Annotated in this window: 10 protein-coding genes and 1 other RNA gene; 2 read left to right on the top strand and 9 right to left on the bottom strand. The window is 47.1% G+C overall.

Going from position 1 to position 15,263, the window contains the following annotated elements; genetic code table 11:
• Positions 1-203 precede the first annotated feature (203 nt).
• Entirely contained in the window at positions 204-2,984 is a 2,781-nt protein-coding gene (locus ACFQZR_RS25125; RefSeq protein ID WP_379351095.1) for an S-layer homology domain-containing protein, read from the bottom strand.
• Between the two features lie 568 nt (positions 2,985-3,552).
• Here ACFQZR_RS25125 and ACFQZR_RS25130 point away from each other — a divergent pair.
• Entirely contained in the window at positions 3,553-3,948 is a 396-nt protein-coding gene (locus ACFQZR_RS25130) for a VOC family protein (protein WP_379351097.1), read from the top strand.
• Positions 3,949-4,393: 445 nt separating this feature from the next.
• Here the strand turns inward: ACFQZR_RS25130 and ssrA are convergent.
• Positions 4,394-4,757: a transfer-messenger RNA gene (gene ssrA, locus ACFQZR_RS25135) on the bottom strand.
• A 252-nt stretch (positions 4,758-5,009) separates the two neighbouring features.
• Positions 5,010-5,489, bottom strand: a complete 480-nt coding sequence (gene smpB, locus ACFQZR_RS25140) for an SsrA-binding protein SmpB (protein WP_379351100.1) — start codon at positions 5,487-5,489, stop codon at positions 5,010-5,012.
• A 224-nt stretch (positions 5,490-5,713) separates the two neighbouring features.
• Between smpB and ACFQZR_RS25145 the strand changes: the two genes are divergently transcribed.
• Complete coding sequence (locus tag ACFQZR_RS25145) at positions 5,714-6,814, top strand: class I SAM-dependent methyltransferase (protein WP_379351102.1); 1,101 nt, start codon at positions 5,714-5,716, stop codon at positions 6,812-6,814.
• Positions 6,815-6,892: 78 nt separating this feature from the next.
• Here ACFQZR_RS25145 and rnr read toward each other — a convergent pair whose 3' ends face one another.
• The 6 genes from rnr to ACFQZR_RS25175 form a co-directional block, all read right to left on the bottom strand.
• Entirely contained in the window at positions 6,893-9,607 is a 2,715-nt protein-coding gene (gene rnr / locus ACFQZR_RS25150; protein ID WP_379351104.1) for a ribonuclease R, read from the bottom strand.
• Positions 9,608-9,768: 161 nt separating this feature from the next.
• Entirely contained in the window at positions 9,769-10,005 is a 237-nt protein-coding gene (gene secG, locus ACFQZR_RS25155; protein WP_379351107.1) for a preprotein translocase subunit SecG, read from the bottom strand.
• Between the two features lie 218 nt (positions 10,006-10,223).
• Complete coding sequence (gene eno / locus ACFQZR_RS25160; RefSeq protein ID WP_379351109.1) at positions 10,224-11,510, bottom strand: phosphopyruvate hydratase; 1,287 nt, start codon at positions 11,508-11,510, stop codon at positions 10,224-10,226.
• A gap of 210 nt (positions 11,511-11,720) precedes the next feature.
• Positions 11,721-13,259, bottom strand: coding sequence for a 2,3-bisphosphoglycerate-independent phosphoglycerate mutase (gene gpmI, locus ACFQZR_RS25165; protein WP_379351112.1), 1,539 nt, complete (start codon positions 13,257-13,259; stop codon positions 11,721-11,723).
• Complete coding sequence (tpiA, locus tag ACFQZR_RS25170) at positions 13,260-14,015, bottom strand: triose-phosphate isomerase (RefSeq protein ID WP_379351114.1); 756 nt, start codon at positions 14,013-14,015, stop codon at positions 13,260-13,262.
• A 44-nt stretch (positions 14,016-14,059) separates the two neighbouring features.
• A complete protein-coding gene (locus tag ACFQZR_RS25175) occupies positions 14,060-15,241 on the bottom strand; it encodes a phosphoglycerate kinase (RefSeq protein ID WP_379351116.1) in 1,182 nt (393 codons plus the stop codon).
• Positions 15,242-15,263: the final 22 nt, after the last annotated feature.

Raw genomic sequence — 15,263 nt, forward strand, 5'->3', positions numbered from 1 at the left:
GCGTTTGTTCTGAACACGTATCAGGAAGCCGTAAAAACCGCTTAGTTGCTTATTTATGTACCCTAATCTTCAACAATACCGTTGTCCCATTTACATAAAAAAAGAAAGTGCACCCCCTAGAATTCATCGATTAACCAAGTCGGCTTTACCAAATGAATTTTCTGGAAGGTGCACTTTTGTCCATTTGAAAATGGTATTTATTATTACATTTTAAAGGTAGTCATAAAACGATTAATAATTGCTGCGACTTCAGCACGTGATACAGCACCCGTCGGATCCAGCATGCCATTACCCTTACCAGAAAGTAACTGGTTGCTTACGGACCACTTCATGGCATCAACTGCCCAAGCTGAGATTTTCTTCGCATCTGTGAAAGCGACTAATGACTGGCTAGCGTTAACATTCAATTGGTTTGCTTTTGCATAATTGAAGAGCATCTGTACAAGTTGTTCACGAGTAATCGGTTGATCTGGAGCAAAGTGACTACTATCAACCCCATGGACAATGTTATTCTGACTTGCCCAAGCTACCGCATCACTGTAATAGGCATTCGTATTAACATCTTTGAAGTGACTTGACCCTACTTCTGGTTTACCAGCTAAACGGTGCATAACCGTGACCAGCATACCACGAGTCATAGTTTGGTTCGGGCTAAACGTATTTAGCACGGTACCCGTGAACAATCCATGCTCCACAACATAGTTAATGGATGAAACCGCCCAGTGATTCGAAACATCACTAAAAGTAACAACAGGTTTAGCAGGCTCAGTTGGCTTCTGAGGTTGCTCCGGAAGCTTCTCGAAAGTCACAACAACTTGATCAGAAGATTTCATACCTGTCAATTGAGTGAGTGCTCCCTTAGATATCCCATTGATCGTAACATCTTTAACCTGGTAACCTTTATCAGGTGTTATTGTAATATTGCCATTCGAATCAGCAGTAACTGTTCCTCCACCACCTGAGACAGACGCATTCGGCTTGCTAGAGTTGTTGCCTGGCGAAGTATTGCCTGATGACGAGATATTTCCTGACGAGTTGTTAGAAGGGTTGGCTCTAACGATAAAGGTGTACGGTTTATCTACGCTGTGATCCCCGCGAGAGATCGTTGCAGTTAGTGTGATACTCATATCCCCCATGTCAGAGGATGGACGTGTGACAACCGCGGTGTTGTTGTCGATGCGAATGACATTCGTATTACTGCTCTTCCATTCAATCTGTGCACCATACAATCCTTCAGAAGGAAGGGGAATGTTAGTGGTAATCGCACTCGTATCTCCAAGTGTTGAAGTTACACTAGTAATCGTATCGTTAACTGCCTGCTCATCACTGAGTGCGGTGACATCAACAAAGATCGGGTTGGAATAAAACCACAATCCTGTATAGTTACGGTCATTAATATTATTGAAGCGTTCCTCGTTCTGCTCCGGCGTGTCACTACCCCTATCAAATGATTGATCTTGTAAAGGCTCTCCGCTAGCTGTAAAGCCTGCTACGTCTGTACCCAGATTCGTACCGCGCAAACGATAATAACGGTTTGTATCCGCAGGCACCTTATAAGAGACAGTATAATAGCCTTCGGCATCGGGTTGTCCCCAATCGTCTTGGGTAAAGCGTTTAATGACTTTCGTCGTGGCATTGGTTGTATTGCTGGCATATTGGCTTTCATCGAGCTTACCAGTCACTTCTCCAGAGATTAGATCGACATGATCTACTTTGGTATCGTTAGTGACTGAGGTATTATGCGGGCTGATTGGTGCGTAATTGTTGTGCTCTGGGCTCTTAAAGCGAATGCTGATTGTTGTAAGATCCCCTTCGGTTACCTGTAGGTTCTCGCCCATTTCAGCTTGAGCGCCATTTCCAGTGGCTTTGAAGTCAAGCGCATTGATGAGATCGCCATAAACCGCATAAGATTTACCTGAACGCATACCCTCAACAATATCTTTGAAGGTATTACCCTCGACCCAAGTATTGTTTCGCGAGTACTCGCTAGGCCAGTAACCGCTTGAATAACTCCGATTGCTGCTCACCTTAAAATGAAAGTCGGAATTTGTGAAGTTCCAGAAGTGGCGACCTTCACCAAGCATGGCATCCCACATTCCGCCGACCTTTGCGACCATGACATCAGCTCCGCCGTATACGTCAGCTAATTCCGATCTATTCCCACCGGCTGCCATTTGGTTACCCGGCAACCCTTCCATGCCAAACACAATTTCAGGAGCAATATCATTCATCTTACGAATGTCTTCGATAGTGACAACACCCGTACTACTGCCGTTATGTCTAGACGGATGGTTAAGCAATACATAACTCTCCGGGTAATTCGTTTTCAGCCATTCAATGGCTTCAAATGTTTTATTTTTATCGAGTTTCAACGTATTCTTATCAAGTCTCGGTCCCCAAAGAGCATCCTCATTTGAATGAAACATACCTGGAGTTGTATCGTAGCTGTACAACCATTCGAATTGATGAATAGCATCGATGGGTACTTCATTACTTTTGGAATCAATAATACCAACAGAACCATGATCCAAACCCATCATGTCCCATTCGAAGCCAGAATAAATGAATTTACCTACGTATTTTCCAGTAGATTGGAGCGCTGCAAGCTTGTCCTGCTGTTCTTTAATCGCTTCCCAACGTGCAGTAGGCTTACTGTTACCATCTGGATCTCGCGGTGAATCGCGCAGATGATCAGATAGCACGATGAAATCAAAGGGATTGCCGTACGTCAGTGATGTGACTGTTTCTACAGGCTTATTGTCAAGATCCTCTCGAAACGCAGCGTCGAGTACATTTTCCAATTTCATAAAAGATTCGGATGCATCTGCCGATTGTATGGTGTGGGTATGGTACTCACCAGACATCCATCTTCCTGTTGAATTGGTGGAAGGTGTGTTCTCTGTTGCAGACACCGTCGCCATACTCTGTGCGAACATGAAAAAGGCGAATGAGGTACAAATTAAAGACTTCAGCTTGCTGTTCATGTAGTTATAATCCCCTTCGAATACATTATGATATCGATTTAAGTATATAGATGAACTGTAAATTTACATGTCAAAGAGTTGCAGTAATTTGTAAAAATATCGCTTGGGAGCACAACCTTCTATAACTTGTAGACTTTTCGTCTACAGGATAATCAAAAAATAGACTTCTATTTCTCTGATGTCTACAATCCGTCTACAATTCCGAGCAAATCAAAAGCCCGACCGCGTGAGGTCGGGCCTTTCATGGTGGAGGCGAGGGGAATGTTCATATCTCCATCTTACTTGCTCACGATGCCCATCCTCCCCCGACGATATTAGAGGTTGGATATAAACGCTGTGCTCGTTCGCGACGCTACCCATCCGAAGCATCTCATTCGCTCCCTGCGCGCGGACTGAACCCCTGTCCGAAGATAACGCAACATAAGCTTCTACGGGTGTAGTCACAGATTTGATGTACCTAAGGTTGCTGATGAACATGAAAAATTTACAATATTTTTTTATAAATCAAGTAGGAAAGGAGAACATAATAAAAGAAAGAGATAAGGAAGTCAAATCATAGGAGGAAATCATGGGCAGAATAGTTCATTTCGAAATTCATGTAGATGACATGGAACGTGCTAAGAAATTTTATGGAGAGGTATTTGGATGGACATTTGAGGATTGGAGTGATTATGCTGGAATGCCTTATTTGGGAGCTGTGACAGGCGATGCAAATGAACCCGGAATCAACGGGGCTTTGATGCAACGTCAAGGTGCTTCCCCCCAACCTGGACAGGCTATGAATGGTTATGCATGTACTATGGGAGTAGAAGACTACGATTCTACTGAAACTAAGATTCTTAATCTTGGAGGCAAGCTCGCATTACCAAAGTATGCACTCCCTGGAATGGCATGGCAAGGGTATTACATTGACACTGAAGGAAATATTTTTGGTATTCATCAGCCAGATAAGAACGCAAAATAATATTTTCATTGCATAGACAAAAGCCCAACCGCGTGAGGTCGGCCTTTTCATGATGGAGGCGAGGGGAATGTTCATATCTCCATCTTACTTGCTCACGATGCTTATCCTCTGCCGACGATATTAGAGGTGGGATATAAACGCCGTGCTCCCTTCTCTTCGCTCCAGTCTGCGCGGGCTGAACCCCTGACAGGGGCGCTCCCTGTCTCGTCTCCACACAAAAAAGAACACCCAGACCTCATGCGGTCTGGGTGTAGAGGCTATAGGGAATGTTCATATCTCCATCTTACTTGCTCACGATGCTTACCCTCCGTCGACGATATTAGAGGTTGGATATAAACGCCGTACTCGTCCACTTCGTTCCCTGCGCGCGGACTGAACCCAGGGTTCGCCCCCCCGAGACTCCACCAATGCAAAAAGGACACCTCTGAGGTGTCCTTTTTCATGTTGGTGGAGGCGAGGGGAATCGAACCCCTGTCCGAAGATAACGCAACATAAGCTTCTACGGGTGTAGTTACAGTTTTGATGTCACCCGAGTATCGCCCCGTAACCGGCTATACTTTGGGTCAGCCTGATTGTCTTCTTCAGCACACCCCAGGCAGAGATGTGACAGCGTATCCCACTAAAGTTGGGCCCCGGTCTCGGCACATGGGCGATGCAGAGGCGAAGCTCGCTAACAGGTTATTAAGCTGCTAATGCGAAGTTGTTTTGTTGTTTGCCGTTTAATAGGCTTTAGCGTTGATGAAGCGGTCGCGTCCCCACTACCCGCTACTCATGCCCGAACTACCCCCGTCGAATCCAAGAACGCCCCCATGAATGTAGAAACGTCTGCGTCCTCGTAAGGACCACTGTTTCTATAAAGGGAATGCGCCGATCGAACCAACTAATATTCGATCTGGACCAGTGATAATTCTGAAGTCCACCGACTTCAATCGAGCATGGTAGATAGTCATCGTGAATATGTCGGTCACTCACGATTACATTCTCATTATACGGCCTTGGACCCTCAAAAGTAAAGGAACACCAAAATGTTCATCATCTCACTAGGTTTATCCAAGGCAAGATTATCTAGCCACTTTCTGCTTCTCACGAAGAATACGCTGAATATCGCGTTGTGCATCCCGCTTCGCAGCAGATTCACGTTTGTCGTATTGTTTCTTCCCTCGACCTAAGCCAATCAGCAATTTGGCATAACCATTGCGAACGTAGATTTTCAGAGGAACAATCGTATATCCTTCGGTCTTCGTCTGTCCCAACAGCTTATGAATCTGAACACGGTGCAAGAGCAGCTTACGCGTACGCGTTGGATCTGTCGGATTAAACCGATTCCCTTGTTCGAACGGACTAATATGCATATTGTGAATGAAGATTTCCCCGTTACGAATCGTCGCAAACGCATCACCGATGTTCGCTCTTCCTGTACGTAAGGATTTGATCTCCGTCCCGGTCAGCACCAGACCCGCTTCATACGTATCTTCAATAAAATAATCATGGGATGCCTTCTTATTCTGGGCGAGCACTTTGCCATCACTCTTTTTACCCATGATAATCACTCCTTTCGAGCGTCCATCCGCCCGATGCTATAGACCTCTATTGTAGCAAACCCCGCAGCGTCAAATCAAGGAAAAAGGCACGCTCAGAACCGCTAATGCAATTGAATTTACTCTCTACAGAAAAATATTTACATCGAACCGCCTTGTCAGATGGTTGGTTAGAAGCTACGATTCATATGATACGGTAATAGCCTTGAACGAAGGAGGAACAACGCATGCAAGAGAAGCATGAACCCCAGATCACTATGCACTCTCCTGCTCCTAGCGACTCACTTCATGAAGAACAAATGCCGCACTACCCTTACAGCGAAGCAGACTTCAATACGACGCACAAGCTCGCCAATTTCCGGATAGATCTTCGTAACCCCGACAATGTCCACCTCGATCGATTTATCAATGCCAAGGCCGTCTATGACTGGTCCCAACTTCGTTGGAAGGACATCGGCCGCCCTTTCCAAGTGAAGAACATGTCGGAAGCCCGCCGAGATTGGGAACAGCAGCATGAACAGACGATGCCGATCCGTACCTCCTGGCAGCTCTTCAACCAGTCATTTCATACCCTATTCGAAAAAGATGTCCCGAAGGAGCTGCAAGCCACAAGGGCATCCTTATGGAAATCACTCAGCCGCTTCCATCCTAGCGAAGTCCGAACAGCTCTGAGCGATCTCGCCCAGCTCAGCGTCTGGAATATCGCACATCGTGTCACCGACGGCGTGTGGGACCCTCGAGGCAAAAGAGCGCTATTCCACGGACTCGATGTCACACGACCACGTATTCTGTTTCTAGGAGCTGCGGAAGGATACGAAGCCATGCAGCTGTATTCCATGTATCCTGGCGGAGAAGTCGTCCTCGTCGACTATGACGAATTCTGCCGAACCGATCGATTCGGGCAATTCCCAGAATCCTATCCCTTCCTAGGATCTCACCCTTCCACGAGACATCCCAAGGTATGGTACAAGGACCAAATGAATCTCCATTATATCGTTGATGATATACGCAACCTCACGTTCGGCCCGGAATTCGATATCGTCATTAGTGTCGGTCTGCTCGAGCATTTCCCAGATGAGCATAAGCCTGAAGTTATGAATTGGCATCGCAAGTTCCTGAAACCTGGTGGATACGCCATTCTGACGACACCGAAGAAACATTTCAAGACGCGTCTCTTCTACACCGTCATGGAAGATATCATGAACCATACGTACCGCGAACTCATGGACATCCGTCAGATGGGGCTCTATGTGTACGAGAACGGCTTTGACATCCTGAGACACGGCACCATCAAAGTGCATAACGGCATCGTTGCCAAAGCGCGCTAGCCCCATCGTCCGCGATATTACGATCCGAAATTCAAAAGGAGCCTGCGCGATCCGCAGACTCCTTGTTTATGTTGCCCCTTATTTCCGCTTCTTCCGAACGAACGAAGCCGTACCGTTCTTCGACTTTCCGCGTCGCTTCGATGCGCCCTGGCCTTCACCTACAAAAATACCGCTCTCTGACGTATTCTTGCGCGGTTTACTCCGGCCTTCACCAAGGCCAAATCCGGTACTGCTTGGTTCTGACCCGGGCTCCGATGGTGTCGGCGCACCATAGCCGCCTTTACCCGAACCAAAGCCAAATTTTTTGCCTTGCTCCGATGATGGGTTCTTCGATTCACCACGGTCTCCACGCGTACGATCCCGCGACTCGAACTTACCGAACTTTCCACCCTTTTTCCCCGGACTATCTGGTTTGAACGGGCTAGATTTCCCACCTCTGCTGGCTCCTGCCGTGCCGCTGCGAGATGCATCCGAACTCGGTTTCCCTGCTCCGGATCGCTCTGATTTGCCGCTGCCGGGTTTACCGCCACGATCGCCTTTGCCGCGTGAACCAAAGCCGCCTTGCCCGAACCCTTTGCTCTTGCCCTTGCCGCCGCGTCCACCGCGTTCACCAAAGCCTCCGCCAATCAGATTCAACTGACCGCCGCGCGACTTCGTATCCAGCATCTCAAAATCAATCGTATGATCGTCCATATTCACACGCGCAACGCGAATCTTCACTTCATCGCCAATCCGGTACACCTTCGATGTACGTTCACCGATCAGCGCCATATGCTGCTCATGGAAATGGTAGTAGTCATCCGTCATATCGCTTAGACGAATCAAACCTTCCACCGTGTTATCAAGCTCCACGAAAATCCCGAAGCTCGTCACGCTGCTGACCATGCCTTCGAATTCTTCGCCGACCTTATCAAGCATGAACTCCGCTTTCTTGAGCTGCTCTGTATCACGTTCAGCATCCACAGCTACGCGTTCACGCTCCGAAGATTGCTGTGCAATTTCCTTCATCCGAGAAGCGAGGTATTCATGACGCTGTTCAGTGAGCGCTCCGCCATTCTCTGCTACCTCGCGAATAATACGATGGATCACCAAATCTGGATAACGACGGATCGGTGAAGTGAAATGCGAGTAGAATTCAGCAGCCAAGCCAAAATGACCTAAGCTTTCCGAATCATATTTCGCCTGCTTCATCGAACGCAGCATCATCGTGCTGATGACGGTCTGCTCCTTCGTCCCTTGAATCTGTTCGAGTAATGTCTGGAGTGCCCGAGGATGCACGGAATTACCTTTCCCCCGCACCGCATAACCGAAATTCGCCGCGAATTGCATGAATGTCATCAGCTTCTCAGAATCTGGGTCTTCATGGATTCGGTACAAGAAAGGAACACGCAACCAGTGGAAATGCTCAGCCACCGTCTCATTGGCCGCGAGCATGAACTCTTCAATGATCATCTCGGCGATTGAGCGCTCTCTTTTGATAATATCAGTCGGTTTGCCATTCTCATCGACAATGACCTTTGATTCTTGGAAATCAAAATCAATCGCGCCGCGCCGCATCCGGTGCTTACGCAGCCGTTCTGCTAACTCACGCATCAGCTGAAAGTCCGGCACCAAGTCCTGATAGCGTTCCATGAGTTCCGGATGTTCTTCGGGTTCCGTTAGAATTTTACGTACATTCGTATACGTCATCCGTTCTTTCGTCTTGATCACACTCGTGAAGATATCATGGTTCACAACTTTCATGTGCTCATCGAATTCCATCTCACAGGATAGCGTTAAGCGATCCACCTGCGGATTCAAGCTGCAGATCCCGTTCGACAGACGATGCGGCAGCATCGGAATAACCCGATCCACCAAATACACACTGCATCCACGCGCATAAGCTTCTTGATCCAGCTTCGATCGTTCTGGGACATAGTAACCTACATCCGCGATATGAACACCAAGCTTGTAATTCCCGTTAGGAAGACGTTCCACATTTACCGCATCATCCAAATCCTTCGCATCTTCTCCGTCTATCGTTACAATGCGCTTATCCCGAAGATCCCGTCGACCTTGCTCAACAATCTCTTCGTCTGTAATCGAATCCGGTGCCGAAGCTGCCTCTTCCATAACTTCTTCAGGGAACGCTTCAGGCAATTGATGTTTGCGAATAATCGAGAGAATATCGACGCCTGGGTCATCTTTATGGCCCAGAACCTCCACAACTTCCCCTTCCGCTGCCGCACGGCCTTCCGGGTAATTAACAATCTTCGCAACAACCTTCTGACCCGTCACTGCACCTTGGAATGCATCTTTCGGTATGAAAATATCACGATTAATCCGCTTGTCATCCGGGATGACAAACCCATATGTCTCATGATTCTGGAATGTACCCACGACTTGCGTTACCGCACGACTGACGATACGCGCGACTTCACCTTCTAATTTCCCACCGGCCGCACCCTTCGTTGTTACACGTACAAGGACGATATCTCCATTCATCGCACTCTTCAAATCGTTCGCGTGAATGTACACATCCGGATGTTCTCTATCATCTGGAATAAGGAATGCGAATCCCTTCGCATGGGCCTGTAACCGGCCGCGCAGGAGATTCATTCGCTCCGGAATACCGTACCGTTCAGAACGCGTGCGAATGATTTTCCCTTCCTGCTCCATCTGGATCAGCAGCTTCAGAAATGCCTTGAATTCCTGCGCATCCTCAATTCCAAAATGCTGCTCCATCTCCTGATACGTCATCGGCTTATATGCCGTCTCTTGCATAAAATCTAATACATCTTGTTCAGTTAACAAGAAATCACCTCAAATCAATCCCATCGATTCGTGTTGCTATGTATATATACTCAGTATACACGAAATGTCGCTTAGACATCCGTAATCCTAAAAAAGAACCTTATACCTGTATAAAATAAAAAAAGCAGGAGAAATCATCTCCCGCTTGTTCTCATATTCAATTAAGCTTTAACCAAATAAGCAACGACCATTGCAAGAACGAAGAATCCTACTGCAAGTCCGACCGTCAAACGCTGCAAGAACAAATCCAAGCCGCGTGCTTTTTGTTTACCAAAAAGATGTTCCGCTCCACCGGAGATGGCACCCGATAGCCCCGCGCTCTTCCCTTTCTGTAGAAGAACGACAGCAATCAAGCCTAACGAAAAAATGACGAGTAAAATTGTGAACAAAGTTTCCATAGTTCCACCTCCTGTAAGAATAGCTTCACATCAAAATGATAAGTTATGTGTAAAACGTTAGGTTACATCATTAAAGAACAGTATTCTTATTGTATCATTAACACATTCGAATTACAAGGTCAATCCCAATCATTGCCTGTATGAAGCCATTACAAGCCAATTCTGCATACAAAAAGGGCTAACCAGTCACCTGGCTAACCCTTTTGATAGAAGATCAATTATTTTTTCAAGTTGTAGAATGCTTTCAAACCGCCGTATTGAGCCAAATCAGCCAATTCGTCTTCGATGCGAAGCAATTGGTTGTATTTTGCAACACGGTCTGTACGGGAAGGAGCACCTGTTTTGATTTGACCAGCGTTTGTCGCAACAGCGATGTCTGCGATTGTGCTATCTTCGGATTCACCGGAACGGTGGGAGATAACTGCTGTGTAACCAGCACGTTTAGCCATTTCGATTGCATCGAAAGTTTCAGTAAGTGTACCGATTTGGTTCACTTTTACCAAGATGGAGTTACCGATTCCTTTTTCGATACCCATGCCAAGACGCTCTGTGTTCGTAACGAACAAGTCGTCACCAACCAATTGAACTTTGTTGCCCAATTTCTCAGTAAGCAATTTCCAACCTTCCCAATCGTCTTCGGACATACCGTCTTCGATCGTGATGATTGGGTACTTCTCAACCCATGAAGCAAGAAGGTCAACATACTCAGCGGATGTGTAGGATTTACCTTCACCTGCAAGTGTGTATTTACCATCTTTGTAGAACTCCGTGGAAGCTACGTCCATACCAAGGAATACGTCTACGCCTGGTTTGTAACCAGCTTTTTCGATCGCTTCGATGATTGTAGTGATTGCTTCTTCGTTGGAAGACAAGTTCGGAGCGAAACCACCCTCGTCACCTACAGCTGTGTTAAGGCCTTTTGCTTGCAATACAGCTTTCAAGTTGTGGAAGATTTCTGCACCTGTGCGAAGAGCTTCTTTGAAGCTAGGAGCACCAACAGGAAGAACCATGAACTCTTGCACGTCGATGTTGTTGTCTGCATGCTCACCACCGTTGATGATGTTCATCATTGGTACTGGAAGCGTCTTAGCGTTGAATCCACCAAGGTATACATAAAGAGGAATGTCCAAAGCTTCTGCTGCTGCGCGAGCTACTGCCATGGATACCGCTAGGATTGCGTTCGCACCCAATTTACCTTTGTTCGGCGTTCCATCCAATTGGATCATCGCTTTGTCGATACCTACTTGGTCAAGTGCGTCCATACCGATGATTTCTGGAGCGATTGTTTCGTTTACGTTCTCAACAGCTTTAAGAACGCCTTTACCCATGTAACGGGTTTTGTCGCCATCGCGAAGCTCTACCGCTTCGTGAGCACCTGTGGAAGCACCTGAAGGTACGATTGCGCGGCCTTTAGCGCCGGATTCAAGGTAAACTTCTACTTCAACCGTTGGGTTACCACGGGAGTCCAAGACTTCGCGTGCGTATACGTCAGAAATAATTGTCATGTTAAATAACACTCCTTTTAGATGTTGTTAATAATCAGCCTTTTGATCACGAAGATTAGCTCTGCCGCTAATTCGACATCGCATCTTGCATTCACCTTCGAAGTCCGTTGCTCATGTAGGTTTCTCCTACACTCCGCTACTCCTTCTTCAGCTTCATACAACCTGCTCGGTGCTGAAAAGTCGGATTATCAACTCTCAATTTAATTTTAATTACTTATTTACAATTGTTGTGCCCGTCATTTCTTCCGGCTTGTTCAATTGCATCAGGTCAAGAATGGTCGGAGCCACGTCCGCCAAAATTCCGCCTTCTCTTAGCGTAACATCTTTCGTAGTCACGATACAAGGAACCGGGTTCGTCGTATGCGCGGTATGTGGACGGCCATTCTCGTCGATCTCAACTTCGGCATTACCATGGTCCGCGATAATGATGGCTACACCGCCTTTTGCGATGACAGCATCAACCACTTTACCAAGGCACTCATCCGTTGCTTCAACTGCTTTGATCGTCGGCTCGAGCATACCGGAGTGACCCACCATATCCGGGTTCGCAAAGTTCAAGATAATGCAATCTTGGCGCTCCGCTTCGATCTCAGCCACCGCTGCTGCTGCAACTTCTGCTGCACTCATCTCAGGCTGCAAGTCATACGTTGCAACTTTCGGTGAAGGGATCAGGATACGTGTCTCGCCTTCCAATTCCTTGTCACGTCCGCCACTGAAGAAGAACGTAACGTGCGGATATTTCTCAGTCTCAGCGATACGAAGTTGTTTCTTGTTGTTCTGTACGAGCACTTCGCCGAGTGTATTATCAAGGTTCTTCGGTGAGTATGCGACGAATCCGTCCACACTCTCGCTGAACATCGTTAGACATACATAGTGTAAGTTCTTCGGTGCTTTGTCCCCACGGTCAAATCCACGGAAGTCCGCGTTCGTGAACACTTGGGACAATTGGATCGCACGGTCTGGACGGAAGTTCAAGAAGATAACGGAATCTTCCGACTCCATCAAGCCTACAGGTTGTTCGTTCTCATCCACGATAACGGTCGGCATGACGAATTCGTCGAATACCGATTTCTCATAGGATTCCACGATTGCTTTGAGTGGGTCTTGGTATTTCGGGCCTTCGCCGTATACCATCGCGCGGTAGGATTTCTCCGTACGCTCCCAACGCTTATCGCGGTCCATCGCATAGTAACGGCCTTGAACCGTTGCGATTGTACCTACGCCGAGTTCCTGAATTTTCGCGATCAATTGTTCCATATAGCCTTTTGCGCTATCTGGCGATACATCGCGGCCATCCAAGAAAGCATGGATAAATACGTTGTTGAATTCTTCTTTTTTGCAAAGCTCTAACATAGCGAACAAATGACTGATGTGACTGTGCACACCACCATCGGATAGCAATCCATAGAGATGCAATTTTTTATCGTTATTTTTCGCATGACGAACCGCCTTAATAAGCGTCTCGTTATCGAAAAACTCACCGTCACGAATGGATTTGGAGATGCGAGTCAAATCTTGATACACGATCCGGCCTGCGCCGATGTTCAAGTGACCCACTTCCGAGTTCCCCATTTGACCTTCAGGAAGCCCTACCGCTTCACCACAAGCCGTAAGCGTTGTGTGAGGATAAGTCGACCAGTAACGGTCAAAATTCGGCTTGTTCGCTTGTGCAACGGCGTTACCCACCAAGTTGTCACTAAGCCCGAAACCGTCAAGGATAATCAGTGCTACCGGTTTAGGTGCTGTCATTTACTTCGCCCCCTCAACCAATGCAATGTAGGAAGCTGGCTGCAAGCTTGCGCCACCGACCAAAGCGCCATCGATATCGCTTTGTCCCATGTACTCTTGTACATTTTCCGGTTTCACGCTGCCGCCGTATTGAATGCGAACCGCATTCGCTACTTGCTCTCCATACAAACCTTTCACAAGTTCACGAATGTAGCTAATGACTTCATTCGCATCTGCTGCAGTTGAAGATTTACCCGTTCCAATCGCCCAGATTGGCTCATAAGCAATAACAGCTTTCGCCGCTTGCTCTGCGCTTAATCCTTGGAATGCAGCTTCGGTCTGCACTTTGCAGACATCTTTCGTCTGACCTGCTTCACGCTCTTCAAGCTTCTCACCAACACATACGATCGGAGTAAGACCGTGTTTGAATGCTGCGTGCATTTTTTTGTTCACGATCTCATCTGTCTCTGCGAAGTATGCGCGACGCTCGGAGTGACCCAAGATCACGTATTCCACACCAAGATCCTTCAGCATAATGCCGCTGATTTCACCTGTGAATGCGCCGTTATCTTCGAAGTGCATGTTTTGTGCACCAATTTTGATGGAAGTGCCTTTTACCGCCTCAACAAGTGCTGGCAAGTTCGTGAATGGTGCGCAAATCACGCTCTCCACGCCTGCAACTTCTGCTTTCCCCTTCACATCTTGAACGAAAGCTGTTGATTCACTTACAGTTTTGAACATCTTCCAGTTCCCTGCAATGATTGGAGTTCTACTCATGGTTTTCACGTCCTTCTATTTTCCTCACCTAAGGAGTACTGATCTTATTTATCGTTAAGAGCTTCAACGCCTGGAAGTTTCTTGCCTTCCATGAACTCAAGAGATGCGCCGCCACCAGTAGAGATGTGGTCCATTTTGTCTGCCAAATGGAACTTCTCAGCTGCTGCTGCAGAATCACCGCCACCAATAACTGTGTAGCCTGCTGTATCTGCACAAGCTTGTGCAACCGCACGCGTACCGTGGGAGAATGGCTCGATTTCGAATACGCCCATAGGTCCGTTCCATACGATGAGCTTCGAGTTCTTGATCACGTCTGCATAAAGCTCACGCGTTTTCGGTCCGATATCGATACCTTCCCAGTCTGCTGGAATGCCGTCAACATCAACGATCTTCGTATTGGCATCCGCACTGAAATCGTCCGTTACAACGTAATCCACTGGAATCATGAAGTTTTTGCCAAGTTGTTTGGCTTTCTCGATAAATCCAAGCGCTGTTTCCAATTTCTCGTTATCGCAAAGCGATTTGCCGATTTCGTGACCTTGTGCTTTGAGGAATGTGTAAGCAAGTCCGCCACCGATCAGTACGTTGTCAGCAATTTCGAGCATTTTGTTGATAACATCGATTTTATCTTTTACTTTCGATCCGCCGACAATCGCTGTGAATGGACGCTCAGGGTTCAGCAATGCTTTACCAAGTACGTTCAATTCTTTCTCCATCAGAAGTCCGGAAACGGCTGGTAAGTATGCAGCAATACCTGCTGTCGAAGCATGCGCACGGTGAGCAGCGCCGAATGCGTCATTCACGAACAAATCTGCAAGGGATGCAAATTCTTTCGCGAGTTCCGGATCATTCTTCTCTTCACCTGCGTAGAAACGAACGTTCTCAAGAAGCAATACATCGCCGTCTTTGAGCTCAGCGATTTGTGCTTTAACCGCATCGCCAATCGCTTCGTCTGCTTTAACTACTGGTTTGCCTAGCAATTCGCTAAGACGAACCGCAGCTGGTGTTAAACGCATCGAATCCACGAACTGACCTTTTGGACGGCCCATGTGACTTGCTAGAATAACTTTTGCACCGTTCTCGATCAAATATTTGATCGTAGGCAGGGTTTCACGAATGCGTGTGTCGTCCGTAATTTTACCGTCTTCTAATGGCACGTTAAAATCGACACGGACAAATACGCGTTTACCAGTTACTTCTACATCACGTACACTCTTCTTGTTCATTCGTCGGTTCCTCCAAACACAT

Source organism: Paenibacillus sp. GCM10027629, assembly GCF_042676425.1.
GTDB lineage: Bacteria > Bacillota > Bacilli > Paenibacillales > Paenibacillaceae > Paenibacillus_K > Paenibacillus_K terrigena.